The organism is Bordetella petrii, assembly GCF_017356245.1.
In the GTDB taxonomy this organism is placed as follows: domain Bacteria; phylum Pseudomonadota; class Gammaproteobacteria; order Burkholderiales; family Burkholderiaceae_B; genus Bordetella_A; species Bordetella_A petrii_D.
This window is the reverse complement of the sequence record NZ_JAFMZZ010000001.1, coordinates 2523791-2549105: the sequence shown is the minus strand read 5'-3', so window position 1 is coordinate 2549105 and position 25315 is coordinate 2523791. Positions and strand designations below refer to the sequence as shown.

At 65.2% G+C, this 25315-nt stretch carries 16 protein-coding genes, 2 tRNA genes, 3 rRNA genes and 1 other RNA gene; 20 read left to right on the top strand and 2 right to left on the bottom strand.

The features are described from left to right. The first annotated feature begins 118 nt into the window (after positions 1-118). The 6 genes from J2P76_RS12290 (at position 119) to J2P76_RS12265 (ending at position 6033) form a co-directional block, all read left to right on the top strand. Positions 119-1649, top strand: a 16S ribosomal RNA gene (locus tag J2P76_RS12290). A gap of 139 nt (positions 1650-1788) precedes the next feature. Continuing rightward, positions 1789-1865: transfer RNA gene (locus J2P76_RS12285), tRNA-Ile, on the top strand. A gap of 34 nt (positions 1866-1899) precedes the next feature. Continuing rightward, a tRNA-Ala gene (locus tag J2P76_RS12280) sits at positions 1900-1975 on the top strand. A 281-nt stretch (positions 1976-2256) separates the two neighbouring features. Continuing rightward, positions 2257-5141, top strand: a 23S ribosomal RNA gene (locus J2P76_RS12275). Positions 5142-5307: 166 nt separating this feature from the next. After that, positions 5308-5421, top strand: a 5S ribosomal RNA gene (rrf, locus tag J2P76_RS12270). The 16S, 23S and 5S rRNA genes sit together here with 2 tRNA genes alongside, the layout of an rRNA operon. A gap of 246 nt (positions 5422-5667) precedes the next feature. After that, complete coding sequence (locus J2P76_RS12265; RefSeq protein WP_207407787.1) at positions 5668-6033, top strand: hypothetical protein; 366 nt, start codon at positions 5668-5670, stop codon at positions 6031-6033. 166 nt (positions 6034-6199) lie between these two features. Here the strand turns inward: J2P76_RS12265 and J2P76_RS12260 are convergent, their stop codons facing one another. Then, the gene (locus J2P76_RS12260; protein ID WP_006217453.1) at positions 6200-6478 is read right to left on the bottom strand and encodes an SWIB/MDM2 domain-containing protein; all 279 of its coding nucleotides are present in this window, start codon (positions 6476-6478) and stop codon (positions 6200-6202) included. Positions 6479-6624: 146 nt separating this feature from the next. Between J2P76_RS12260 and J2P76_RS12255 the strand changes: the two genes are divergently transcribed. Further along, complete coding sequence (locus J2P76_RS12255) at positions 6625-7818, top strand: M20 aminoacylase family protein (protein ID WP_207407785.1); 1194 nt, start codon at positions 6625-6627, stop codon at positions 7816-7818. 19 nt (positions 7819-7837) lie between these two features. Continuing rightward, complete coding sequence (gene pyrC / locus J2P76_RS12250) at positions 7838-8899, top strand: dihydroorotase (RefSeq protein WP_207407783.1); 1062 nt, start codon at positions 7838-7840, stop codon at positions 8897-8899. A 120-nt stretch (positions 8900-9019) separates the two neighbouring features. On the opposite strand, the gene J2P76_RS12245 is transcribed toward pyrC, so the two are convergent. Next, complete coding sequence (locus J2P76_RS12245; protein WP_207407781.1) at positions 9020-10846, bottom strand: ATP-binding cassette domain-containing protein; 1827 nt, start codon at positions 10844-10846, stop codon at positions 9020-9022. 80 nt (positions 10847-10926) lie between these two features. On the opposite strand from J2P76_RS12245, the gene rnpB reads away from it, so the two are divergent. The 12 genes from rnpB to J2P76_RS12185 all read left to right on the top strand — a co-directional run bounded on the left by rnpB (position 10927) and on the right by J2P76_RS12185 (position 25311). After that, an RNA gene (gene rnpB / locus J2P76_RS12240) (RNase P RNA component class A) lies at positions 10927-11341 on the top strand. 271 nt (positions 11342-11612) lie between these two features. After that, positions 11613-12041: a division/cell wall cluster transcriptional repressor MraZ gene (mraZ, locus tag J2P76_RS12235; RefSeq protein WP_041863469.1), complete on the top strand. Its 429-nt coding sequence runs from the start codon at positions 11613-11615 to the stop codon at positions 12039-12041. An 8-nt stretch (positions 12042-12049) separates the two neighbouring features. Beyond that, a complete protein-coding gene (rsmH, locus tag J2P76_RS12230; protein ID WP_207407773.1) occupies positions 12050-13141 on the top strand; it encodes a 16S rRNA (cytosine(1402)-N(4))-methyltransferase RsmH in 1092 nt (363 codons plus the stop codon). After that, positions 13141-13428 carry a cell division protein FtsL gene (gene ftsL / locus J2P76_RS12225; RefSeq protein ID WP_207407771.1) on the top strand — a complete coding sequence of 96 codons (288 nt, stop codon included), beginning with the start codon at positions 13141-13143 and terminating at the stop codon, positions 13426-13428. The genes rsmH and ftsL overlap by 1 nt, the downstream gene beginning before the upstream one ends. Next, complete coding sequence (locus J2P76_RS12220) at positions 13425-15155, top strand: peptidoglycan D,D-transpeptidase FtsI family protein (RefSeq protein ID WP_207407769.1); 1731 nt, start codon at positions 13425-13427, stop codon at positions 15153-15155. The genes ftsL and J2P76_RS12220 overlap by 4 nt, the downstream gene beginning before the upstream one ends. Continuing rightward, positions 15152-17983, top strand: a complete 2832-nt coding sequence (gene murF / locus J2P76_RS12215; RefSeq protein WP_207407767.1) for a bifunctional UDP-N-acetylmuramoyl-L-alanyl-D-glutamate--2,6-diaminopimelate ligase MurE/UDP-N-acetylmuramoyl-tripeptide--D-alanyl-D-alanine ligase MurF — start codon at positions 15152-15154, stop codon at positions 17981-17983. Before J2P76_RS12220 ends, murF begins: the two co-directional genes overlap by 4 nt. Beyond that, complete coding sequence (mraY, locus tag J2P76_RS12210) at positions 17973-19142, top strand: phospho-N-acetylmuramoyl-pentapeptide-transferase (protein WP_012247710.1); 1170 nt, start codon at positions 17973-17975, stop codon at positions 19140-19142. The genes murF and mraY overlap by 11 nt, the downstream gene beginning before the upstream one ends. Continuing rightward, the gene (gene murD, locus J2P76_RS12205) at positions 19139-20668 is read left to right on the top strand and encodes a UDP-N-acetylmuramoyl-L-alanine--D-glutamate ligase (protein WP_207407765.1); all 1530 of its coding nucleotides are present in this window, start codon (positions 19139-19141) and stop codon (positions 20666-20668) included. Before mraY ends, murD begins: the two co-directional genes overlap by 4 nt. Continuing rightward, positions 20668-21861, top strand: a complete 1194-nt coding sequence (gene ftsW, locus J2P76_RS12200; protein ID WP_207407763.1) for a putative lipid II flippase FtsW — start codon at positions 20668-20670, stop codon at positions 21859-21861. Before murD ends, ftsW begins: the two co-directional genes overlap by 1 nt. Continuing rightward, positions 21858-22931, top strand: coding sequence for an undecaprenyldiphospho-muramoylpentapeptide beta-N-acetylglucosaminyltransferase (murG, locus tag J2P76_RS12195; RefSeq protein WP_207407761.1), 1074 nt, complete (start codon positions 21858-21860; stop codon positions 22929-22931). Before ftsW ends, murG begins: the two co-directional genes overlap by 4 nt. Then, positions 22928-24334 (top strand): UDP-N-acetylmuramate--L-alanine ligase, encoded by a 1407-nt coding sequence (gene murC, locus J2P76_RS12190; protein ID WP_207407759.1) that lies wholly within the window; start codon positions 22928-22930, stop codon positions 24332-24334. Before murG ends, murC begins: the two co-directional genes overlap by 4 nt. Further along, positions 24331-25311: a D-alanine--D-alanine ligase gene (locus tag J2P76_RS12185; protein WP_207407757.1), complete on the top strand. Its 981-nt coding sequence runs from the start codon at positions 24331-24333 to the stop codon at positions 25309-25311. Before murC ends, J2P76_RS12185 begins: the two co-directional genes overlap by 4 nt. Positions 25312-25315 lie beyond the last annotated feature (4 nt).

Below are 25315 nucleotides of genomic sequence, written 5' to 3'. Positions count from 1 at the left end.
CTCGCATGAAAGTGAAGTACCAAGAATGTCAAACAGAGATGTTGGCTCATTCAAGGAACCTCATTTTCTTTGAGCGAAGTGCCATTGCTGAGGCAGTGGTGCGCGAACTACAGAGATTGAACTGAAGAGTTTGATCCTGGCTCAGATTGAACGCTAGCGGGATGCTTTACACATGCAAGTCGAACGGCAGCGCGGACTTCGGTCTGGCGGCGAGTGGCGAACGGGTGAGTAATGTATCGGAACGTGCCCAGTAGCGGGGGATAACTACGCGAAAGCGTAGCTAATACCGCATACGCCCTTATGGGGAAAGCGGGGGACCTTCGGGCCTCGCACTATTGGAGCGGCCGATATCGGATTAGCTAGTTGGTGGGGTAAAGGCTCACCAAGGCGACGATCCGTAGCTGGTTTGAGAGGACGACCAGCCACACTGGGACTGAGACACGGCCCAGACTCCTACGGGAGGCAGCAGTGGGGAATTTTGGACAATGGGGGCAACCCTGATCCAGCCATCCCGCGTGTGCGATGAAGGCCTTCGGGTTGTAAAGCACTTTTGGCAGGAAAGAAACGGCTCTGGTTAATACCTGGGGCAACTGACGGTACCTGCAGAATAAGCACCGGCTAACTACGTGCCAGCAGCCGCGGTAATACGTAGGGTGCAAGCGTTAATCGGAATTACTGGGCGTAAAGCGTGCGCAGGCGGTTCGGAAAGAAAGATGTGAAATCCCAGGGCTTAACCTTGGAACTGCATTTTTAACTACCGGGCTAGAGTGTGTCAGAGGGAGGTGGAATTCCGCGTGTAGCAGTGAAATGCGTAGAGATGCGGAGGAACACCGATGGCGAAGGCAGCCTCCTGGGATAACACTGACGCTCATGCACGAAAGCGTGGGGAGCAAACAGGATTAGATACCCTGGTAGTCCACGCCCTAAACGATGTCAACTAGCTGTTGGGGCCTTCGGGCCTTGGTAGCGCAGCTAACGCGTGAAGTTGACCGCCTGGGGAGTACGGTCGCAAGATTAAAACTCAAAGGAATTGACGGGGACCCGCACAAGCGGTGGATGATGTGGATTAATTCGATGCAACGCGAAAAACCTTACCTACCCTTGACATGTCTGGAATGCCGAAGAGATTTGGCAGTGCTCGCAAGAGAACCGGAACACAGGTGCTGCATGGCTGTCGTCAGCTCGTGTCGTGAGATGTTGGGTTAAGTCCCGCAACGAGCGCAACCCTTGTCATTAGTTGCTACGAAAGGGCACTCTAATGAGACTGCCGGTGACAAACCGGAGGAAGGTGGGGATGACGTCAAGTCCTCATGGCCCTTATGGGTAGGGCTTCACACGTCATACAATGGTCGGGACAGAGGGCTGCCAACCCGCAAGGGGGAGCCAATCCCAGAAACCCGATCGTAGTCCGGATCGCAGTCTGCAACTCGACTGCGTGAAGTCGGAATCGCTAGTAATCGCGGATCAGCATGTCGCGGTGAATACGTTCCCGGGTCTTGTACACACCGCCCGTCACACCATGGGAGTGGGTTTTACCAGAAGTAGTTAGCCTAACCGCAAGGGGGGCGATTACCACGGTAGGATTCATGACTGGGGTGAAGTCGTAACAAGGTAGCCGTATCGGAAGGTGCGGCTGGATCACCTCCTTTAAGAGCTGGCTGTTATTGCTTGAAGCGTCCACGCTTATCGGTTGTTTGTATGTGTAGCTGGGATCGGTTGTGAGCGTGGGTGAGAGGGGAATGCCTCCCTGAGCCGCAATCCTGACTGCTGATCCGAAGAGGGTTTTTTGGGTCTGTAGCTCAGTCGGTTAGAGCACCGTCTTGATAAGGCGGGGGTCGTTGGTTCGAATCCAACCAGACCCACCAGGTATCGCGATGCGGAGGATCCGTGTTGGGGTATGGGGGTGTAGCTCAGCTGGGAGAGCGCCTGCTTTGCAAGCAGGATGTCATCGGTTCGATCCCGTTCACCTCCACCATTGAGCCCAGAGGCCAACGCGTAGGGTTGCGAGTCAGTCTTACGCGTTGGGTTTTGCCCAATGAAGCTATACGAGTTCTTTAACAATTTGGAAGAAGCACAACGAAAGTGTGTTCATGAAGTAGCCGGGTGCGCCTGGTGAATATGAGCACGGGTTGTGATTGCATAGATTTAGTTCCAAGTTCTCAAGGTCTGATCGAAGGATGATCAGAGCTGCTTTGAAACTTATGAACGGCACAAACGCGAAACATATCAGCGTCCTATAAGACGGTAGTGTTATAGGATCAAGCGACTAAGTGCATATGGTGGATGCCTTGGCGATCACAGGCGATGAAGGACGTGGTAGCCTGCGAAAAGCTGCGGGGAGCTGGCAAACAAGCTTTGATCCGCAGATGTCCGAATGGGGAAACCCACCGCGTAAGCGGTATCCCACACTGAATCCATAGGTGTGCGGAGGCGAACCGGGTGAACTGAAACATCTCAGTAACTCGAGGAACAGACATCAACCGAGATTCCGAAAGTAGTGGCGAGCGAAATCGGAAGAGCCTTTACGATTTAGCAGATCAGGTAGTCGAACGGAATGGAAAGTCCGGCCGTAGCAGGTGATAGCCCTGTAGACGAAATCTGGTTTGTGGAACTAGGCGTAAGAGAAGTAGGGCGGGACACGTGAAATCCTGTCTGAAGATGGGGGGACCATCCTCCAAGGCTAAATACTCGTGATCGACCGATAGTGAACCAGTACCGTGAGGGAAAGGCGAAAAGAACCCCGGAAGGGGAGTGAAATAGATCCTGAAACCGTATGCATACAAACAGTCGGAGCCTCTTAATGGGGTGACGGCGTACCTTTTGTATAATGGGTCAGCGACTTACATTCAGTGGCGAGCTTAACCGAATAGGGAAGGCGTAGCGAAAGCGAGTCCGAATAGGGCGAATCAGTCGCTGGGTGTAGACCCGAAACCAGATGATCTACCCATGGCCAGGTTGAAGGCACGGTAACACGTGCTGGAGGACCGAACCCACTAGTGTTGAAAAACTAGGGGATGAGCTGTGGATAGGGGTGAAAGGCTAAACAAATCTGGAAATAGCTGGTTCTCTCCGAAAACTATTTAGGTAGTGCCTCAAGTATGACTGCGGGGGGTAGAGCACTGTTATGGCTAGGGGGTCATGGCGACTTACCAAACCATGGCAAACTCCGAATACCCGCAAGTCCAGCTTGGGAGACAGAGCACCGGGTGCTAACGTCCGGACTCAAGAGGGAAACAACCCAGACCGCCAGCTAAGGTCCCGAATTATCGCTAAGTGGGAAACGAAGTGGGAAGGCATAGACAGTCAGGAGGTTGGCTTAGAAGCAGCCATCCTTTAAAGAAAGCGTAATAGCTCACTGATCGAGTCGTCCTGCGCGGAAGATGTAACGGGGCTCAAGCGATAAACCGAAGCTGCGGGTGTGTACTTTTAGTACACGCGGTAGGAGAGCGTTCTGTAAGCCTGCGAAGGTGGCTTGTAAAGGCTGCTGGAGGTATCAGAAGTGCGAATGCTGACATGAGTAGCGATAAAGGGGGTGAAAAGCCCCCTCGCCGTAAGTCCAAGGTTTCCTGCGCAACGTTCATCGGCGCAGGGTGAGTCGGCCCCTAAGGCGAGGCAGAGATGCGTAGCTGATGGGAAGCTGGTTAATATTCCAGCACCGTCGTACAGTGCGATGGGGGGACGGATCGCGGAAGGTCATCAGGGTGTTGGATGTCCCTGTTGCTGCATTGGAGAAGGCGCTTTAGGCAAATCCGGGCGCGTAATTCAAGGGTGTGGCACGAGATCCCATGTGGATCGAAGTGATTGGAAGTGGTTCCAAGAAAAGCCTCTAAGCTTCAGCTGTACGAGACCGTACCGCAAACCGACACAGGTGGACGGGATGAATATTCCAAGGCGCTTGAGAGAACTCAGGAGAAGGAACTCGGCAAATTGATACCGTAACTTCGGGAGAAGGTATGCCCCGGTAGGGTGATGCGCCTGCGCGCAGAGCTTGAAGGGGCCGCAGAGAATCGGTGGCTGCGACTGTTTATTAAAAACACAGCACTCTGCCAAGACGAAAGTCGACGTATAGGGTGTGACGCCTGCCCGGTGCCGGAAGGTTAAGTGATGGGGTGCAAGCTCTTGATCGAAGCCCCGGTAAACGGCGGCCGTAACTATAACGGTCCTAAGGTAGCGAAATTCCTTGTCGGGTAAGTTCCGACCTGCACGAATGGCGTAACGATGGCCACACTGTCTCCTCCTGAGACTCAGCGAAGTTGAAGTGTTTGTGATGATGCAATCTACCCGCGGCTAGACGGAAAGACCCCATGAACCTTTACTGTAGCTTTGCATTGGACTGTGAACCGGCCTGTGTAGGATAGGTGGGAGGCGCGGAAACCGAGTCGCCAGATTCGGTGGAGCCGACCTTGAAATACCACCCTGGTTTGTTTGCGGTTCTAACCTTGGTCCGTTATCCGGATCGGGGACAGTGCATGGTAGGCAGTTTGACTGGGGCGGTCTCCTCCCAAAGCGTAACGGAGGAGTTCGAAGGTACGCTAGGTACGGTCGGAAATCGTGCTGATAGTGCAATGGCATAAGCGTGCTTGACTGTGAGACTGACAAGTCGAACAGGTGCGAAAGCAGGACATAGTGATCCGGTGGTTCTGAATGGAAGGGCCATCGCTCAACGGATAAAAGGTACTCTGGGGATAACAGGCTGATACCGCCCAAGAGTTCATATCGACGGCGGTGTTTGGCACCTCGATGTCGGCTCATCTCATCCTGGGGCTGTAGCCGGTCCCAAGGGTATGGCTGTTCGCCATTTAAAGAGGTACGTGAGCTGGGTTTAAAACGTCGTGAGACAGTTTGGTCCCTATCTGCCGTGGGCGTTGGATACTTGACGGAGCCTGCTCCTAGTACGAGAGGACCGGAGTGGACGTACCTCTGGTGTACCGGTTGTCATGCCAATGGCATTGCCGGGTAGCTAAGTACGGAAGAGATAACCGCTGAAGGCATCTAAGCGGGAAACTCGTCTGAAGATTAGGTATCCCGGGGGCTAGACCCCCCTGAAGGGTCGTTCGAGACCAGAACGTTGATAGGTCGGGTGTGGAAGCGCAGTAATGCGTTGAGCTAACCGATACTAATTGCCCGTGCGGCTTGATCCTATAACTCTGCGGGTTTTATACAAGACCTGGTATGAGATAGCGTTCGAGTGCCGTTCAATAGATAAATACCTTCACAATCGCTGCCAGGCCAACGCGCCTGGCCAGCTCGATGTGCTTCTTCCAATTCCGGGCGCGCTGCCCTTCGCAGCCCGCCCAGCCAGCTACGCTTGACGACCATAGCAAGGTGGACCCACTCCTTCCCATCCCGAACAGGACAGTGAAACGCCTTCGCGCCGATGATAGTGGACTTCCCGTCTGTGAAAGTAGGTCATCGTCAGGCTCTTATCCCACAAAACCCCAGCACGCATCCGTGCTGGGGTTTTGTCTTTGCGGCACACCGATAACTACGGCGCCTTTCCGGCCGCATGACGCCGTCTTTCAAAGGCTCTTGCGAACCCGATCTGCCCCGACCAAAGTGGCGGGCGTCGCGACCTTGCCACACCCTGGCAGGGGGATTGCCGCCAGGCCACGATCATGCGTCTTTGTGCGGTAAGATTGGCTAAATCTATTCGATGGAGCGGTTATCGTGAGCGATCCCCAGATTCCCCAGCCCAGCAATTCGCCCGATTTGCGCACGCTGACCCACGTGGCCTACGGCCTGTATGCCCTGGGCTTTCTTACCGGCGGCTTTCTGGGCATTGCCACCCTGGCGGCCGTGGTGCTCATGTACGTCAAGCGCGCGGATACCGCCGGCACCATGTATGCCGCCCATTTCGACTGGCTGCTGCGCACCTTCTGGTGGGCCTTGCTGTGGCTGGCCATCAGCGCCATTGCCACGCTGATCTTCATCGGCTGGATCGGCCTGGCGGCCACGGTCGTGTGGGTACTGTACCGGCTGATCAAAGGCTGGCTGGCCTTGCTGGAAGGCTCCGCGCCCACGCCCTACGCCTGAGTTGCGCACATGCCATGCGAAAACGGCTGACCATGCGCTGGTCAGCCGTTTTTCATTGTGCGGTTCCGCTCTGGGGAAACAACCTGCCCGGGGCTGTGCAGCCCGCCCTGGCGTGCATGCCAGGCGGCCGGTAGCAGGGACGTACGTGGTACGCCCTTTGCCTGCTTTACTTCAGGTGGGCGTTGACCAGCTTGGTCAGTTCGAACATGGTGACTTGATCTTTGCCAAAGATCGGACGCAGCTTGGCATCGGCGTTGATGTTGCGCTTGTTGCTGGCGTCTTGCAGGTTGTGCTTTTTGATGTATTCCCAGATCTTCTTGGTGACCTCGGTGCGCGGCACGGCTTCGGAGCCGATGACGGCGGCCAGCTCGGCGCTGGGGGTCAGGGGCTTCATGAATGCGGCGTTCGGCTTGCGTGCGGTCGCGGGTTTGGAGGTTGTAGCCATAATGCGGCGCTCCTTCTCTGGCTGTTGGAAAAATTGTCCTGCGGCCGGAGCATAACGTGTCTCCCCAGCAAAGACAAAGCCATTTATGCTCTGTAGCAACTAAAATGGGGACTTCAACACCCCCCGATCAAGGTGTGTAACGGCACATGTACGCAAGATCTGCACTGGAATCGATCCGGCTATTTCATGACGAATTGACGGCTTTGCGCCGCGATTTGCACGCTCATCCCGAACTGGGCTTCGAAGAGGTGCGCACGTCGGGCATCGTGGCAGGCGCACTCGAGGCCCTGGGCCTGGAGGTGCACCGCGGCATCGGCAAGACCGGGGTGGTGGGGGTGATCCGCGGGCGCGGCCACGACAGCGGCCGCATGATCGGCCTGCGCGCCGACATGGACGCGCTGCCCATGACCGAGGACAACGACTTCGGCTACAAGTCCAGCAAGGCGGGCCTGATGCACGGCTGCGGGCACGACGGCCATACCGCCATCCTGATCGGCGCGGCGCGCTATCTGGCGCAGACCCGCAATTTCGACGGCACGGCCGTGCTGATATTCCAGCCCGCCGAAGAGGGCCGCGGCGGCGCCAAGGCCATGATGGAAGACGGGCTGTTCGACACCTTTCCGTGCGACGCCATTTATGCCCTGCATAACTGGCCGGGCCTGAAGCCCGGCACGGTGGGCATCAATCCCGGCCCCATGATGGCGGCCGCCGACCGCTTCGAGATCACCATCACCGGCCGCGGCGGCCATGGCGCCCACCCTTACCAGACCATCGATCCGGTGACGATCGCCGGACACGTGATCACCGTGCTGCAGACCATCGTGTCGCGCAATGTGAACCCGCTGGATTCGGCCGTGCTGTCGATCGGGTCGCTGCAGGCCGGGCATCCCGGCGCCATGAGCGTGATACCGCGCGAAGCCAAGATGGTGGGCACGGTGCGCACGTTCCGCAAGTCGGTACAGGAAATGGTCGAAACACGCATGCGCGAGCTGGTCAGCGCCGTGGCCGGCGGCTTTGGCGCTACCGCCGAGATCGAGTACCAGCGCATCTACCCCGCTACCCTGAACACGCCGCAGCATGCCAACCTGGTGGCGGATATCGCCACCGACCTGGTGGGCAAGGAAAACGTGGTGCGCGACCTGGTGCCGTCGATGGGCTCGGAAGATTTTTCTTTCATGCTGCAGGCCCGGCCCGGGGCGTATTTTCGCCTGGGGCAGGGCGGCGCCGAATCCGGCTGCGTGCTGCATAATTCGCGCTTCGATTTCAATGATGCCGTGATTCCGCTGGGCAGCGCGATGTTCTGCGCGCTGGCCGAGCGCGGCATGCCCCTGGCAGAATAAACCGCCATCGCTCCTGTTCATGTCCTCTGCTCAAAACATCACGCAACTGACCATCACCCGCCCCGACGACTGGCATCTGCACCTGCGCGACGGCGCGGCGCTGCAGGCCGTGGCGGGCGACAGCGCGCGCCAGTTCGCGCGCGCCATCATCATGCCCAACCTGCGTCCGCCGGTAACCACTACCGAACAGGCCCTGGCCTACCGGCAGCGCATCGAGGCCGCCCTGCGCCCGCGCGATGACATCCCGGCGTTTACGCCCTTGATGACGCTCTACCTGACCGACAACACGCCGGCCGACGAAATCGTCCGCGCGCACGAGTCAGGCCAGGTGCATGCCGTGAAGCTGTATCCGGCCGGCGCCACCACCAATTCCGACGCCGGCGTCACCGACTTGCTGGGCAAGTGCGGCAAGGCCCTGCAGGCCCTGGAGCGCTGCGGCATGCCGCTGCTGGTGCACGGCGAAGTCACCGACCCCGGCATCGACGTGTTCGACCGCGAGGCGGTCTTCATCGAGCGGGTCATGCAGCCGCTGCGCAAAGCGTATCCCGGCCTGAAGGTAGTGTTCGAGCACATTACCACCAAAGACGGCGCCGAGTATGTGCGCGACGCCGAAGGCCCGATCGGCGCCACCATTACGCCGCAGCACATGCTGTACAACCGCAACGCGATTTTTCTGGGCGGCGTGCGCCCGCACTGGTACTGCCTGCCGATCCTGAAGCGGGAAGTGCACCGCCAGGCGCTGGTGGAAGCGGCCACCAGCGGCAACCCGCGTTTTTTCCTGGGCACCGACAGCGCGCCGCATGCGCGCGGCCTTAAAGAGCATGCCTGCGGCTGCGCCGGCTGCTATACCGCCCTGCATGCGATGGAGCTGTACGCCACCGCGTTCGAGCGGGCGGGGCGGCTGGACCGGCTGGAAGGCTTTGCCAGTTTCCATGGCCCCGACTTCTACGGCCTGCCGCGCAATACCGACACCCTGACGCTGCGGCGCGAGCCCTACGCCATTCCCGACGAACTGCCGTTCGGCGACACGTCGCTGGTGCCGCTGGCGGCGGGCGAGTCGCTGGACTGGCGCATGGCGTAGGCGGCAGTCACGTGCCCAGGTGTCAGGCACCGCAGGTGCCTGACACCGTTGTATTCAACGACCGTCTCACCCCTTCGGTGTCAGGCGCTTGCGGCGCCTGACACCTGGCTATGTGGCAGCTCAGGCGTCGGCGCGCCGGCTTTCCAGCAGTTCCCAGCGCGCGAATTTTTCTTCCAGCTCGGTTTCCAGGGCGGCCAGCTCTTTATTGATGCGTTCGACTTCGGCGGGCGCATCGCGGTACAGGCTGCCGTCGGCCAGTTGGTCCGACAGCGCCGCTTGGCGGGCTTCGATGTCGGCGATGGCTTCGGGCAGGCTTTCGAGTTCGCGCAGTTCCCAGGCGCTGAGCCGGGCAGCCCGGGCCGGCCGTGCCCGGGGCGCCGGCGCGGCCGACGGCGCATCGGCCGCCGTGCCTGCGGCGCGTGCCGGCTTGGCGGCGGCAGCGGCCGGGGCGGCCGGGCGCTGGGCGATCCATTCGTCGTAGCCGCCCACGTAGTCGCGCCAGCGGCCTTCGCCTTCGCTGGCGATTGTCTGGGTGACCACGTTGTTCAGGAAGGCGCGGTCGTGGCTGACCAGCAGCACGGTGCCAGCGTATTCCTGCAGCAGTTCTTCAAGCAGTTCCAGCGTTTCGATGTCGAGGTCGTTGGTCGGCTCGTCCAGTACCAGCACATTGGCCGGCCGCGCGAACAGCCGCGCCAGCAGCAGCCGTGCGCGTTCGCCGCCTGACAGGCTGCGCACCGGCGAGCCGGCGCGTGCCGGCGAAAACAGGAAATCGCCCAGGTAGCTCATGACATGCTTGCGGGCGCCGCCGATCTCGACCCATTCGCTGCCTGGGCTTATCACATCGGCCAGCGTGGCGTCTTCGTCGAGCTGGGCGCGCATCTGGTCGAAATAGGCCACCGCTACATTGGTGCCCAGGCGCGTCGAGCCGCTGTCGGGCGCGAGTTCTCCCAGGATGAGCTTGAGCAGCGTGGTCTTGCCCGCGCCGTTGGGGCCCACGATGCCGATGCGGTCGCCGCGCAGGATGGTCGTGCTGTAGTCGCGCACCACGATCTTGTCGCCGAATGCCTTGTCGACGTTTTCCAGTTCGGCCACCAGCTTGCCCGAGCGCTGGCCTTCGGCCAGGGCCAGGCTGACGTTGCCCATGCGGTCGCGGCGCTCGGCGCGCTCGACGCGCAGCCGCTCCAGCCGCCGCACCCGGCCTTCATTGCGCGTGCGGCGCGCTTCGATGCCCTTGCGGATCCAGACTTCTTCCTGGGCCAGCAGTTTGTCGAAGCGTTCTTGTTCGAGGCGTTCGGATTCCAGCCACTGGGCCTTGCGTTCCTGCCATTGCGAGAAGTTGCCCGGGAAGCTGAGCAGGCGGCCGCGGTCGAGTTCGACGATGCGCGTGGCCACCGCGTCGAGGAAGCGGCGATCGTGGGTGATGATCACGGCCGCGCCCTTCCAGCCGCGCAGCAGTTCTTCCAGCCAGGCGATGCCGTCGAAATCCAGGTGGTTGGTGGGTTCGTCCAGCAGCAGCAGATCGGGCTCGTCGACCAGCGCGCGCGCCAGCGCCACCCGCTTGCGCATGCCGCCGGACAGGCTGGCGACGGCCACGTCGGCCGGCAGCCCCAGCCGTTCGAGGGCCGCGCGTACGCGCGCCGGCCGCTGCCAGTCTTCGTGGTCGTCGCCAATGGCGTGCACGACGTCAAATACGGTAAGGGAGTCGTCGAGCAGCGGTTCTTGCTCGACCGTGGCCACGCGCAGGCCCGACAGGCGCGCCAGATCGCCGTCGTCGGGCTGGGCGCGGCCGTCGAGCAGGCGCAGCAGCGACGACTTGCCCGCGCCGTTGCGGCCGATCAGGCCGATGCGCTCGCCGGCCTGGATGGTGAAATCTGCGTGAGCCAGCAGTGCGTGGTGGCCGTAGGCCAGTTGCACGCCGGTAAGGGTAATAAGAGTTGCCGAAGCCATGAATAAGAGTGCCTGATGCGGTGCAACCCGTATTGTCGCAGGAAGCGCGCCGGCGGCCGGGTGTACTAAAATGGCGGGGCAAGACAGGCCGGGCAATCGCGGTGGATGCAAATCCATCGAGGAAGGTCCGGACTCCACAGGGCAGGGTAGCGGCTAACGGCCGTCCGGCCCCGCCGGCGGGCTTGCCCGCCGGCGGGGCCGAGGAACAGGGCCACAGAGACGAGTCTGCGGGGCGGGCGCGCCAGTCGCGCACCGGCACGGCCATCTCCGTGCCGCGCGGTCCGGTAACGGGCGGCGGCATCGCAGGGTGAAACGCGGCAACCTCTACCCGGAGCAACACCAAATAGGCATGTGTGGGCCTTCGGGCCCGAAGGGCGGCTCGCCCGAGCATGCGGGTAGGTGGCTACAGCGGTCCAGCAATGGTCCGCGCAGAGGAATGATTGCCCGCCGGGTTCGCCCGGCGTACAGAATCCGGCCTACAGGCCTGTCTTGCCACTGAATCCGGGCCGCATGGCCGGTCTTGTTACGGCAAGACCGAACGTAAAACAATGAAAGGGCGTCTTCTCGGGGCCACTTCTGAAGAAGGACTTTTAATTGTTACCGCAACCCCCTGATTTATCAGGGGGTTTTTATTTTGGAAAATCCAAGAAGTGCTCTAAGTCCTTGTTGTGATTGAAAAAATTGCAACCACGCGCTTGACCCCGTTTGCCCATTACCGTAGAGTGGGAAAAAGTAGGAATTTGTGCAATTAAGTGGGGTGAATGTGGTGTTTCAGGGAAGCAGCGCGCTGACGCTCGATGCCAAGGGACGGATCTCGATTCCGACCCGGCATCGTGACGCGCTGATTGCGCAGGCCGAAGGCCGGCTGACCCTGACCCGCCACCCTGACGGCTGCCTGCTGGTGTACCCGCGGCAAGAGTGGGAAAAGAAGCGCGAACAGATCGCCGCTTTCCCCATGTCTGCCCGCGCGCTCCAGCGGCTGCTGCTGGGCAACGCCCAGGACGTCGAACTCGACGGATCTGGCCGTGTGCTCATCGCGCCTGAACTGCGCAACGCTTCCGGTATGACGCGCGATGTGATGCTGCTCGGTATGGGCGCGCACTTCGAGCTCTGGGATGCCGCTTCCCTGGCCCGCCGCGAGGCGGAAGACCTGGCTCAGGGAATGCCGGACGTGTTGAACCAGTTTTCGTTCTGAAACCGAGTATGGAATTCGAACATCGGCCCGTGCTGCTGGCGCCGACGGTGGATGCGTTGCTGCTGGCCGATTTCGGCGGCAAGGGCGCGGCACGGTCGGGGCGGCAGGATGGCGAGCAGGCCGATGCGCGGGCGCAGCGCGGGGTGTTCGTCGACGGCACTTTCGGGCGCGGCGGCCACAGCCGCGAGCTGCTGGGGCGGCTGGGCCCCGAAGCGCGGCTGGTGGTGTTCGACAAGGATCCCCAGGCGATTGCCGTGGCCAACGAACTGGCCGCCGGCGATGCCCGGGTGATGGTGGTGCATGGCGGCTTTGCCGGCATGCGCGAAGAATTGGCGGCGCGCGGCATCGAGGCGATCGATGGCGTGATGCTGGACCTGGGGGTGTCTTCCCCTCAGCTGGATGATGCCGGGCGGGGCTTTTCGTTTATGCGCGAAGGCCCGCTCGATATGCGAATGGATACGACCCGCGGCCCGACGGTGGCGGATTGGCTGGCGCAAGCCAGTGTGGATGAGATGCGGGAGGTCATAGCGGATTATGGCGAAGAACGGTTTGCTTTTCAGGTTGCAAAGGCGATTGCTGCTCGCCGCGCAACACGGCCGCTGCGCACCACGCTCGAGCTTGCCGAGTGCGTCGCCAGCGCCGTCCGCACGCGCGAAAAGGGGCAGCATCCGGCCACACGCACCTTTCAGGCTCTACGGATTTACATCAATCGGGAACTCGAAGAGCTCGCGCGCGCCCTCGCGTCAGCTTTAGAGCTGCTTGCCCCGGGGGGGAGGTTGGCGGTGATCAGTTTTCATTCGCTTGAAGACCGCATGGTCAAGCAGTGCATCGCGGCGGCGGCCCGGCCGGCCGTCGCGCATGCGCGCCTGCCCCTGCGCGAAAGCGAACTGCCGCAGCCGCTGTTCCGTTCGCTGGGCCGGGTGCAGGCCGATGACGACGAAATCGCCGGCAATGCGCGGGCCCGTTCGGCCGTGCTGCGGGTGGCGGAGCGCACCGCGACGCCGCTGGGCGCCGACGGCGCCGACGCATTCGTGCCGGCCCAGCGCGTGCCGGGCGAAGCCGCGCCGGCGCGGCGCGGCGCCAGGCGGAGGCCGCACTGATGGGACGCACCGCTTTGCTTCTGGCCGCCCTGCTGATGCTGTCGGCGATTTCTCTGGTGACCAGCCGGTACCAGTCGCGCCAGTTGTTCATTGAGCTGGACCGCAGCAATGCCCAGGCCCGCACGCTGGATACCGACTGGCGCCGCTTGCAGCTCGAGCGCGCCGAGCTGGCGCGCAACGCCCGCGTCGACCGCGCCGCGCGCGAAGACCTGAAAATGATTCCCATCGTGCCTGACCGCACGCTGTACGTGAACCAGCAGCCGATACCGGCTGGAGGCGCGCAATGAAGCGCGTGCCATTCTTCGACAACCCCGTGCTGCGCGGGCAGCTGCCCACCTGGCGCGCCCGCCTGGTGCTGTTGATGCTGTTCGGCGGCTTTGCCGTGCTGGCGGGGCGCGCCCTGTACCTGCAGGGGCTGTCCACCGAGTTCCTGCAGCAGCAGGGCGAGCGCCGCTACGAGCGCACCCTTACCCTGTCGGCCACCCGCGGCAAGATCCTGGACCGCAATGGCGTGGTGCTGGCATCCAGCGTGCCGGCGCGCGCCATCTGGGCCATCCCCGAAGACGTCAAGCCCGCCACCGGCGCGCAGCTGGCCGAGCTGGCCAAGCTGCTGGACACCTCGGTGGCCGACCTGCGCGGCCGGCTGGCCGACGAAGACCGCAATTTCGTCTACCTGAAGCGCCAGGTGCCCATGGAAGTGGCCGACCAGATCAAGAAGCTGGACGTGCCCGGCATCCACCAGCAGCCCGAGACGCGGCGCTACTATCCGGACGGCGAAGTCACGGCGCACCTGGTGGGCTTTACCAGCATCGAAGACAAGGGCCAGGAAGGCGTCGAGCTGGCGTTCAACGACCTGCTGTCCGGCACGCCCGGCAGCCGCCGGGTGATCAAAGACCGGCTGGGCCGCGTCATTGAAGACGTGCAGGCGGTGACCCTGCCGGTCAATGGCCGCGACCTGAACCTGTCGATCGACACCCGGCTGCAGTATCTGGTGTTTCGCGAACTGAACGAAGCCGTGCAGAAGCACCAGGCCGGCGCGGCCAGTGCCATTGTCATGGATGTGCGCACCGGCGAGATTCTGGCGCTTGCCAGCCTGCCTACTTTCGATCCGAACCGCCGCGAGACCTTCCACGCGCCCAACCTGCGCAACCGCGCCATTACCGATACCTTCGAGCCGGGCTCGATCATGAAGCCGTTCACCGCCGCGCTGGCGCTGGACCTGGGCCGCATCAACACCAGCACGCAGTTCGAAACGGGCAATGGCGCGTTCCGCTACCAGGGCAGCACCATCCATGACGTCAGCCGCAACGGCACGTTGACGGTGGCCGGCGTGCTGCGCCGGTCCAGCAATATCGGCATGACGCTGATCTCGGAAAAGCTCGAGTCGCGCGAAATGTGGGAACGCTTCACCGAACTGGGTTTCGGCCGCGCGCCGCAGCTGGGCTTTCCGGGCGCGGCCCCGGGGCGTTTGCGCCCCTGGGACCGCTGGCGCCTGATCGAAAAGGCCACCATGGCCTATGGCTACGGCCTGTCGGTGTCGCTGCTGCAGGTGGCGCGCGCCTATACCGTGTTCGCCCGCGACGGCGACATGGTGTCGCCCACGCTGGTCAAGCGCGACAGCGACCCGACCAGCGTCAAGGTCTACAGCCCCAAAGTGGCGCAGCTGATCCGCGCGATGCTCGAAGCCGCGGCCGGCCCCGACGGCGCCAAGGCGGCGCAAGTACAGGGCTACCGGGTCGCGGGCAAGAGCGGCACGGCGCGCAAGATTGTCGACGGCAAGTACAGCACGCAGCGCTACCGCAGCTCGTTCGTCGGTTTCGCGCCTGTATCCAATCCGCGCATCGTGGTGGCCGTGTCCATCGATGAACCCAAGGTCGGCGGCTACTATGGCGGCGCCATTGCCGCGCCGGTGTTCTCGACCATCGTGGGCGGCAGCCTGCGCATGATGGGCGTGCAGCCCGACGCGCCCTTCGAATCCACGATCGTGGCCGGCGTGCAGGAGCCTTCGCGATGAGCGCGTCCCGTCCTCTCGCCGCCGCGGCCGCCGATGCGCTGGCCTGGCTGCGCGCGCGCGTGGCGGCCGATGCGCAGTTGCGGCTCGATTCGCGTGAAGTGGCGGCCGGCGATGTCTTCGTGGCCTGCCCCGGCGGCTCGGCCGATGGCCGTGCGTTCATCGGCCAGGCATTCGCGCGCGGCGCGGCGGCGGTGTTGTGCCAGGCGCCGGCGCCGGCCGAGGTGGGCGACGATGCGCGCGTGCGCGCCGTGCCCGACCTGCGCGCGCTGCTGGGCGAACTGGCAGACGACTGGTACGGGCATCCTTCGGCCGGCCTGAGCGTCGTCGCGATCACCGGCACCAATGGCAAGACTTCTTGCGTCCAGTGGGTGGCCCAGGCCCTGACCGACGCCGGCAAGCCCTGCGGCAGCATCGGCACCCTGGGCGCACTGCTGCCCGACGGCAGCACGCTGGGCGGCAACCTGACCACGCCCGACGTGCTGAGCGTGCATCGCATCCTGGCCGCCATGCGCGCCGCCGGGGCCCAGGCGGTTGCGCTGGAGGCCTCGTCCATCGGCCTGGAGCAGGGCCGGCTGGACGGTGTGCGCATTGCCGTGGCCGGCTTCACCAACCTGACGCGCGACCACCTCGACTACCACGGCTCGATGGAGCGCTACGAGCAGGCCAAGGCCCGGCTGTTCCAATGGCCCGGCCTGGCCGCCGCCATCGTCAATGCCGACGATGCCGCCGGCGAGCGCCTGTTGCGGACATTGCCGCGCGACCTGGCGCTGGGCTACACCCAGCAGGATGCCCCGGCAGCCTTTCAGGCGCGCGACCTGCAGGCCACGGCGCACGGCCAGGTATTCACCCTGGCCACGCCGGACGGCGAGGCGCAGGTCGTGACGTCGCTGCTGGGCCGCCACAACGTATCGAACCTGCTGCTGGTCGCGGGCGTGCTGTACAAGCTGGGATGGCCGCTGGCCCAACTCGCGCGTGCGCTGGCCGCCACCCGGCCGGTTGACGGCCGCCTGCAGGTCGTGACGCCGCTGCCCCTGCGCAGCCTTGCCGGCGCGGGCCGGGGCCCGCTGGTCGTGGTGGATTATTCCCATACGCCGGACTCGCTGTCGCGGGCCTTGGCGGCGCTGCGGCCGGTGGCCGATGCGCGCGGCGGCCGGCTGGTGTGCCTGTTCGGCTGCGGCGGCGAGCGCGATGCGGGCAAGCGCCCCGAAATGGGCCGCATCGCCGCCGACCTGGCCGACAAGGTCACAGTGTCCAGCGACAACCCGCGCGGCGAAGACCCCGGCGCCATCATCGCGCAGATCCTGGCGGGCATTCCGCGCGGCGCGCGCCTGTTGGTCGAGGCCGACCGCGCGCGCGCCATCATGCAGACCGTCTGGGCGGCCGACCCGGACGACGTGGTGCTGCTGGCCGGCAAGGGCCATGAAACGTATCAAGAGGTCGGCGGTGTCAAACTGCCGTTCGACGACCGCGAATGGGCGCGGCTGGCATTGCTGCTGCCGCAGGCGGGAGCGCTGTCCACCGATACCCGCAGCATCGGCGCCAACGAAGTCTTCCTGGCGCTGGCCGGCGAGCAGTTCGACGGCCATGCTTACCTGGCGCAGGCCGAGGCCGCCGGCGCGTGCGCGGCGATCGTGGCGCACCCGGTGGACGGCGCGTCGCCGCCGCAACTGGTGCTGGGCGATACGCGCCAGGCCCTGCAGCGCATCGGCGCGGCATGGCGCGCGCGGTTCTCGCTGCCGGTGATCGGCGTGGCGGGCAGCAACGGCAAGACCACCACCAAAGAAATGATTGCCGCCATCCTGGCAGACTGGCAGGGCGAGGCGGGCCGGCTGGCCACGGCGGGCAATTTCAACAACGACATCGGCGTGCCGCTGACGCTGCTGCGCCTGCGCGCGCAGCATCGCGCCGCCGTATTCGAGCTGGGCATGAACCACCCGGGCGAAATCGCGGTACTGGCCGCCCTGGCGGCGCCGTCGGTGGCTCTGGTTACCAATGCGCAGCGCGAACACCAGGAATTCATGCATTCGGTCGAAGCCGTGGCGCGGGAGAACGGCGCCAGCATCGAGGCCCTGCCCGACGACGGCGTGGCGGTGTTCCCCGGCGACGACCCGCACTGCGGTATCTGGGAAGCCCAGGCCGGCGCGCGCCGCGTGTTGCGCTTCGGGCTGCAGCCGGGGCTGGATGTCTATGCCGAGAACATCGAAGCCGCGCCGCAAGACACACGCTGCCGGGTGGTGACGCCGGCCGGCAGCGCCGAACTGGTATTGCCGGTGCCGGGCCTGCACAACCTGCGCAATGCGCTGGCGGCCATTGCCGCGGCATTGGCCGCCGGGGCGCCGCTGGCCGGCGCGGTGCGCGCGCTGGCGGCTTTCAGCGCGGTGGCCGGGCGCATGCAGCGCAAGGCGCTGGACGACGGCACGATATTGATCGACGACACCTATAACGCCAATCCGGATTCGGTGCGCGCTGCGGTGGACGTGCTGGCCCAGTTGCCGGCCCCGCGCGTCCTGGTGCTGGGCGATATGGGCGAGGTGGGCGACAACGGGCCGGCCATGCATCGCGAAGTGGGCGAGTACGCCCGCCAGCACGGCATCGACGCACTGTATACGCTGGGCGATGCCAGCCGCGATAGCGCGGCCGCGTTCGGCCCGGGCGCGCTGGCTTGCGGGTCGGTCGACGAGATCGTGGCGGCGCTGCGCAGTGCGCGGCCGGCCAGCCTATTGGTGAAAGGTTCGCGCTTTATGCGCATGGAGCGGGTAGTGAAGGTGCTGGCGACCAACAATAACAAGACCACGGCCGAGCGCCAGGGAGATCCGCATGCTGCTTGAAATCGCCCGCTGGCTGTCTGACGATGTGCGCGCGATCGGCGTGCTGGAATACATCACCATGCGGGCCGTGCTGGCCTGCGCCACCGCGCTGTTGATCGGCCTGGTGGCCGGCCCGCGCGTGATCCGCAAGTTGACCGAAATGAAAATCGGCCAGGCGGTGCGCGCCTACGGCCCCGAGTCGCACCTGGTCAAGACCGGCACGCCCACCATGGGCGGCGCGCTGATCCTGATCGCCGTGGCCATCAGCACCCTGCTGTGGGCGGACTGGACCAACCGCTTCGTGTGGGTCGTGCTGCTGGTGACCTTCGGCTTCGGCTGGATCGGCTGGATGGACGATTACCGCAAGGTGGTCTATCGCGATCCCGAGGGCATGCCGGCGCGGCAGAAATTCTTCTGGCAGGCCACCATCGGCCTGGTGGCGGCGGTGTACCTGGCCTTTGCCGTGTCCGCGCCGGCCAATACCGAACTGTGGCCCCTGTTCAAGGCCTGGGTGAGCAGCGGCTTTGCCATGCCGCTGCCGACCCGCGCCGACCTGATCGTGCCGTTTTTCAAATCGGTCAGCTATCCGCTGGGCGTGCTGGGGTTCGTGGCGCTGACCTGGGCGGTGATCGTGGGCACCAGCAACGCCGTGAACCTGACCGATGGCCTGGATGGCCTGGCCATCATGCCCACCGTGATGGTGGGCAGCGCGCTGGGCATTTTTGCCTACGTGGTGGGCCGGGTCGACTATTCCAAGTACCTGCTGTTTCCGTACATACCCGGCGCCGCCGAGCTGATGGTGCTGTGCGCGGCCATCGCGGGCGCGGGCCTGGCGTTCCTGTGGTTCAACGCCTATCCGGCCCAGGTATTCATGGGCGACGTGGGCGCGCTGGCATTGGGCGGCGCGCTGGGCACCATCGCGGTGATCGTGCGGCAGGAGATCGTGCTGTTCATCATGGGCGGTGTGTTCGTGGTCGAGACGCTGTCGGTGATGATGCAGGTGACCTGGTTCAAGTACACCAAGCGCAAGTACGGCCAGGGACGGCGCATTTTCCGCATGGCGCCGCTGCACCACCATTTTGAAGTCGGCGGCTGGAAAGAAACCCAGGTCGTCGTGCGTTTCTGGATCATCAGCATGATGCTGGTGCTGATCGGCCTTTCCACCTTGAAGTTGCGATGAACAGTTCCGAATCCCCCCGTGCCGACGCGCCGCTGGTCCTGATCCTGGGATTGGGCGAGACGGGCGTGGCTGCCGCGCGCTGGTGCGCCCGGCAGGGGGCGGCGCTGCGCGTGGCCGATACACGCGCCGAGCCGGGCGGGCTGGCGGCCGTGCGCGCCGCGCTGGCCGATGCACAGGTCGATTACCGCCTGGGTTGCGGCGAGGCCTTCGATGCCGCGCTGCTCGACGGGGTATCGCAGCTGGTATTGAGCCCCGGACTGGCGCCCGGGCAGGCGCCGGCCCGCGACCTGCTGGAGCAGGCCGCCGCGCGCGGCATCGAGGTGGTGGGCGAGATCGAACTGTTCGCCCGCGCGCTGGCCGGGCTGGCCGAATCCCGCGACTACCGGCCGCGCCTGCTGGCTGTGACCGGCACCAACGGCAAGACCACGGTAACCGCGCTGACCCGCCAGCTGGTGGCGGCTGGCGGCATGACCGTGCGCGCCGCCGGCAATATCGGCCCGGCCGCGCTGGCCGCGCTGATCGACGCGCTGGACGCCGACGACCTGCCGCAGGTGTGGGTGCTGGAACTGTCCAGCTTCCAGCTTGAAACCACCCGCAGCCTGATGGCCGACGCCTCCACGGTGCTCAACGTGACGCAAGACCACCTGGACTGGCACGGCGGCATGGACGCCTATGCGCAGGCCAAGGCGCGCCTGCTGAAGCTGGCGCGCATCGCCATCGTCAATCGCGACGATCCGCGCGTGGCCGGCATGGTCGATGCGCTGGAAGGCATGGACGTGCGCAGCTTCGGCCGCGACCTGCCGGAACTGGTGGGTGATATGGGCCTGGAGCCGGGGCAGGGCATGGCCTGGCTGGTGGCGTGCGAGCCCAACGATTTCGACGAGCCCGCGCCGCCCGTGCGGCGCAAGAAAGATGCGCCGCCGCCGCGTCGCGGCACGGGGCGCATCAGCCGCCTGATGCCGCTCGACGCGCTGCGCATCCGCGGCCAGCACAATGGCCTGAACGCCCTGGCGGCGCTGCAGCTGGCGCGCGTGCTGAATATAGGCTGGGGTCCGATGCTGCGGGCCTTGCGCGAGTACACCGGCGAGCCGCACCGCGCCGCGTTCGTGCGCACGATCGGCGGCGTCGATTACATCAATGACAGCAAGGGCACCAATGTCGGCGCCACCGTGGCCGCCCTGGAAGGGCTGGGCCAGCCGGTGGTGCTGATCGCCGGCGGCCTGGGCAAGGGCCAGGATTTCTCGCCGCTGGCGCCCGTGGTGGCCCGCCATGCGCGCGCCGTTGTGCTGATCGGCGCCGACGGGCCCGAGATCGGCCGCGTGCTGGCCGACACCGGCGTGCCCTGCGTGGCCGCGCAAGACATGCGCGACGCCGTGCGGCGCGGCGCCGAACTGGCGCAGCCGGGCGACGCGGTGCTGCTGTCGCCGGCCTGCGCCAGCATGGACATGTTCCGCAATTACCCGCATCGCGGCGCGGTGTTCGCGGAAGAGGTCGAAGACCTGGCCCGCGACCGGGGGGAGGTGTAATGAGCCTGATCGCCGACCTGACCGCCAGTGTCAACGCCGTGCGCCCGGGGCGCACCCGCATGCGCAACTACGATGCGCCCCTGGTGCTGGCCGCCACCACGCTGCTGCTGCTCGGCCTGCTGATGGTGTATTCGGCTTCCATCGCGCTGGCCGACGGCCCGCGTTATGCCTCGTACGGCCGTTACTACTTCGTGCTGCGGCACGGCTTGTTCCTGTGCGCCGGACTGATGGCCGGCGCGGTGGTGCTGGTCGTGCCCATCCGGGTCTGGCAGCGCCTGGCGATGCCCGGTTTCATGGCCTCGCTGGCGCTGCTGGTGGTGGTGCTGATTCCCGGCGTAGGCCACGAAGTGAACGGCGCGCACCGCTGGATTCCGCTGGGCCCGCTGAATTTCCAGCCGTCCGAACTGATGAAGCTGGCCGCCCTGCTGTATGCGGCCGACTACACGGTGCGCAAGCAAGAGCACATGCAGGCGTTTTCGCGCGGCTTCCTGCCGATGGCCTGCGCGCTGGGCGGGGTGGGCATGCTGCTGCTGCTCGAGCCCGACCTGGGCGCCTTCATCGTGATCGTGGCCATCGCCGTGAGCATCCTGTTCCTGGGCGGCATCAACGGCAAGTATTTCAGCAGCCTGCTGGCCGTGCTGGTCAGCACCTTCCTGGCGCTGATCTGGCTGTCGCCGTGGCGCCGCGCCCGCCTGTTCGCCTACCTGGATCCCTGGAACGACGCCAATGCCTACGGCAGCGCCTACCAGCTGTCGCATTCCCTGATCGCGCTGGGCCGCGGCGAGTGGCTGGGCGTGGGCCTGGGCGCCAGCGTCGAGAAGCTGCACTACCTGCCCGAGGCGCATACCGACTTCCTGATGGCCGTGGTGGGCGAAGAACTGGGCTTCGCCGGCGTATTGCTGGTGATCGTGCTGTTTGCCGTGCTGATCCAGCGCGGTTTCGACATCGGCCGGCAGGCCATTGCCATGGAGCGCACGTTCGCCGGGCTGGTGGCGCATGGCGTGGCGATCTGGTTCGGCGTGCAGGCGTTCATCAATATGGGCGTCTGCCTGGGCCTGCTGCCCACCAAGGGGCTGACGCTGCCGCTGATGAGCTACGGCGGCTCGGGCGTGGTGATGAACCTGTGCGGGCTGGCCCTGCTGCTGCGCGTGGACATCGAGAACCGCATCATGATGCGGGGAGGGCGCACATGAACGCGCGCACCGTCCTCATCATGGCTGGCGGCACCGGCGGCCACATCATGCCCGGACTGGCGGTGGCCGACGTGCTGCGCGAACGCGGCTGGCGCGTGCTGTGGCTGGGCAACCCCGACAAGATGGAAGGCCGGCTGGTGCCGCCGCGCGGCATCGACCTGGTGCCTCTGCATTTCCAGGGCGTGCGCGGCCGTGGCGCGGCCGCCATACTGAAGCTGCCGTTCCTGCTGCTGCGCGCCTGCGCGCAAGCCTGGGGGCACCTGAAGCAGGCGCGTCCCGACGTGGTGCTGGGCATGGGCGGCTATGTGGCCTTTCCGGGCGGTGTGATGGCCGCTCTGCGGGGCCTGCCGCTGGTCGTGCACGAACAGAATGCCGTGGCCGGTACCGCCAATCGCTGGCTGGCGCGGCTGGCGCGCCGCGTGCTCAGCGGTTTCCCGAACGTGCTGCCGCGCGGCGAAGTGCTGGGCAACCCGGTGCGCCGCGACATGTGCGCGCTGCCCGGGCCGGCGGCCCGCTATGCCGGCCGCACCGGCCCGCTGCGCATGCTGGTGGTGGGCGGCAGCCTGGGCGCGCAGGCGCTGAATACCACGCTGCCGCGCGCACTGGCCCTGATCGATCCGCAGGCGCGTCCGCAGATCACGCACCAGGCCGGCGAGCAGCACCTGCAGCCGCTGCGCGAAGCTTATGCCCAGGCGGGCGTGCAGGCCGATTGCCGGGACTTCATCGAAGACATGGCGGCGGCCATGGGCCAGGCCGACCTGCTGGTGTGCCGCGCCGGCGCCATGACGGTAGCCGAAGTGGCCGCGGCGGGCGTGGCCGCGCTGTTCGTGCCGTTCCCGCACGCCGTCGACGATCACCAGACCGCCAATGCGCGTTTCCTGAGCGATGCGCAGGCCGCCTGGCTGTGCCCCCAGTCCGAGCTGACCCCCGAATGGCTGGCCGACTGGCTGCGCCAGCGCACCCGTTCCGAACTCCTGGCCGTGGCCGAACGGGCGCGCCAGCACGCACGCCCCGAGGCAGCGGCCCATATCGCCGATGTCTGCGAACAGGCAGCGAGGCGCCCATCATGAAACACAGAATCCAGCATATCCACTTCGTCGGCATCGGCGGCTCGGGCATGAGCGGCATCGCCGAGGTGCTGCTCAACCTGGGCTACACCATCAGCGGGTCCGACCTGCAGGAATCGGCCGTCACCCGCCGCCTGGCCGGCCTGGGCGCGCAAGTGGCCATCGGCCATACGGCCGCCAACGTGGCCGGCGCCGGCGCCATCGTGACGTCCACCGCGGTGGCCGGCGACAACCCCGAAGTGATCGCCGCGCGGGCGGCCGGCATTCCGGTGGTGCCGCGCGCCATCATGCTGGCCGAACTGATGCGCCTGAAGCGCGGCATCGCCGTGGCGGGCACGCACGGCAAGACCACCACCACCAGCCTGGTGGCCAGCGTGCTGGCCGCCGGCGACCTGGATCCCACCTTCGTGATCGGCGGCCGCCTGACTTCGGCCGGCGCCAATGCGCGGCTGGGGCAGGGCGAGTACATCGTGGTCGAGGCCGACGAATCGGATGCCTCGTTCCTGAATCTGCTGCCGGTGATGGCCATCGTGACCAACATCGACGCCGACCACATGGACACTTACGGCCATGACGTGGCGCGGCTCAAGAGCGCGTTCATCGAATTCACGCAGCGCCTGCCGTTCTATGGCAGCGCGGTGCTGTGCGCCGACGACGCCAACGTGCGCGAGATCATGCCGTTCGTGTCGCGGCCGATCACCACTTACGGGCTGAGCCCCGATGCGCACGTGCGTGGCGAGAATGTACAGGCCGACGGCACCCGCATGCGCTTCACGGTGCAGCGCCAGGACCGCGCCACGGCGCTGCCGCCGCTGGAGGTCGAACTGAACCTGCCCGGCCTGCATAACGTGCGCAATGCGCTGGCGGCGGTTGCCGTGGCCACCGAACTGGGCGTGCCCGACGACGCCATCAGCCAGGCGCTGGCCTCGTTCAAGGGGGTGGGCCGCCGCTTCACCCAGACCGGCGAATTCCCCGTGCCGGCGGCCCATGGCGGCGGCACGTTCACCTTGATCGACGATTACGGCCATCACCCCGTAGAAATGGCGGCCACCCTGGCGGCCGCGCGCGGCGCATGGCCCGAGCGGCGCATCGTGCTGGCCTTCCAGCCGCACCGCTATACCCGCACGCGCGATTGTTTCGAAGATTTCGTCCGCGTGCTGGGCGGCGCCGACGCTGTGCTGCTTACCGAAGTCTATGCCGCCGGCGAGCCGCCTCTGGTGGCGGCCGACGGCCGCGCGCTGGCGCGCGCCCTGCGGGTGGCCGGCAGGATCGAGCCGGTGTTCGTCGAAGACGTGGCCGACCTGCCGCGGGCCGTGCTGGATTTCGTGCGCGACGGCGACGTGGTGGTCGTAATGGGCGCGGGCTCGATCAGCAAGGTGCCCGGCCTGGTAGGAGAACTGGCATGAATCAACCCGTGACCCGGTCCGTTCCCGACGCGCGCGCGCTGGGCAAAGTGGGTGTCTTGTACGGCGGCCGTTCGGCAGAACGCGACGTGTCGCTGATGTCGGGCAAGGGCGTGCACCAGGCTCTGCTGTCGGCGGGCGTGGACGCTCATCTTTTCGACACCGGCGAGCGTACGCTGGCCGACCTGGCGGCGGCCGGATTCGACCGCGTGTTCATCGCGCTGCACGGCCGCTATGGCGAAGACGGCACCTTGCAGGGCGCCCTGGAATTGCTGGGCCTGCCCTATACGGGCAGCGGCCCGATGGCGTCCAGCCTGGCCATGGACAAGACCATGACCAAGCGTGTGTGGCTGCAGCACGGGTTGCCCACCCCGGCCTTCGAAGTGCTCGATGCGCAGTCCGAACTGCGCACCGTGCCCGACCGGCTGGGCCTGCCGCTGATCCTGAAGCCGCCGCATGAAGGCTCCACCGTGGGCATCACCAAGGTGGTGGGCTATTCGGACATGAAAGAAGGCTATGCCCAGGCCGCCAAATTCGACGACGCCGTGCTGGCCGAGCAGTTCATCGCCGGGCGCGAGTTGACCGTGGCCGTGCTGGGCACGGGCCGTTCGGCGCGCGCGCTGCCGGTGATCGAGATCGTGGCGCCTGGCGGCAACTACGACTACGAGCACAAATATTTTTCGGACGAGACCCAGTACTTCTGCCCGGCCGACCTGCCCGACGCGGTGGCCGGCCAGGTGGCCGACCTGGCGGTGCGGGCGTACCGCGCGCTGGACTGCGCGGGCTGGGGCCGTATCGACTTCATGCTGGACGCAGGCAACCAGCCCTGGCTGCTGGAAGCCAATACGTCGCCCGGCATGACCGGCCATTCGCTGGTGCCGATGGCGGCCAAGGCGGTGGGCATGAGCTATGCCGAATTGTGTGTATCCATTGTGTCGGAGGCTGCCTGCAAAGTGCACAGCCCCGCGCGCAACTCTTGACCGG

What these genes read in the sequence shown, in the direction of transcription:
- J2P76_RS12260 (WP_006217453.1), bottom strand. Translation starts at nt 6,478, where the DNA reads ATGGCTACAACCTCCAAACCCGCGACCGCACGCAAGCCGAACGCCGCA.
- J2P76_RS12255 (WP_207407785.1), top strand. Translation starts at nt 6,625, where the DNA reads ATGTACGCAAGATCTGCACTGGAATCGATCCGGCTATTTCATGACGAA.
- pyrC (WP_207407783.1), top strand. Translation starts at nt 7,838, where the DNA reads ATGTCCTCTGCTCAAAACATCACGCAACTGACCATCACCCGCCCCGAC.
- J2P76_RS12245 (WP_207407781.1), bottom strand. Translation starts at nt 10,846, where the DNA reads ATGGCTTCGGCAACTCTTATTACCCTTACCGGCGTGCAACTGGCCTAC.
- rsmH (WP_207407773.1), top strand. Translation starts at nt 12,050, where the DNA reads ATGGAATTCGAACATCGGCCCGTGCTGCTGGCGCCGACGGTGGATGCG.
- ftsL (WP_207407771.1), top strand. Translation starts at nt 13,141, where the DNA reads ATGGGACGCACCGCTTTGCTTCTGGCCGCCCTGCTGATGCTGTCGGCG.
- J2P76_RS12220 (WP_207407769.1), top strand. Translation starts at nt 13,425, where the DNA reads ATGAAGCGCGTGCCATTCTTCGACAACCCCGTGCTGCGCGGGCAGCTG.
- murF (WP_207407767.1), top strand. Translation starts at nt 15,152, where the DNA reads ATGAGCGCGTCCCGTCCTCTCGCCGCCGCGGCCGCCGATGCGCTGGCC.
- mraY (WP_012247710.1), top strand. Translation starts at nt 17,973, where the DNA reads ATGCTGCTTGAAATCGCCCGCTGGCTGTCTGACGATGTGCGCGCGATC.
- murD (WP_207407765.1), top strand. Translation starts at nt 19,139, where the DNA reads ATGAACAGTTCCGAATCCCCCCGTGCCGACGCGCCGCTGGTCCTGATC.
- ftsW (WP_207407763.1), top strand. Translation starts at nt 20,668, where the DNA reads ATGAGCCTGATCGCCGACCTGACCGCCAGTGTCAACGCCGTGCGCCCG.
- murG (WP_207407761.1), top strand. Translation starts at nt 21,858, where the DNA reads ATGAACGCGCGCACCGTCCTCATCATGGCTGGCGGCACCGGCGGCCAC.
- murC (WP_207407759.1), top strand. Translation starts at nt 22,928, where the DNA reads ATGAAACACAGAATCCAGCATATCCACTTCGTCGGCATCGGCGGCTCG.
- J2P76_RS12185 (WP_207407757.1), top strand. Translation starts at nt 24,331, where the DNA reads ATGAATCAACCCGTGACCCGGTCCGTTCCCGACGCGCGCGCGCTGGGC.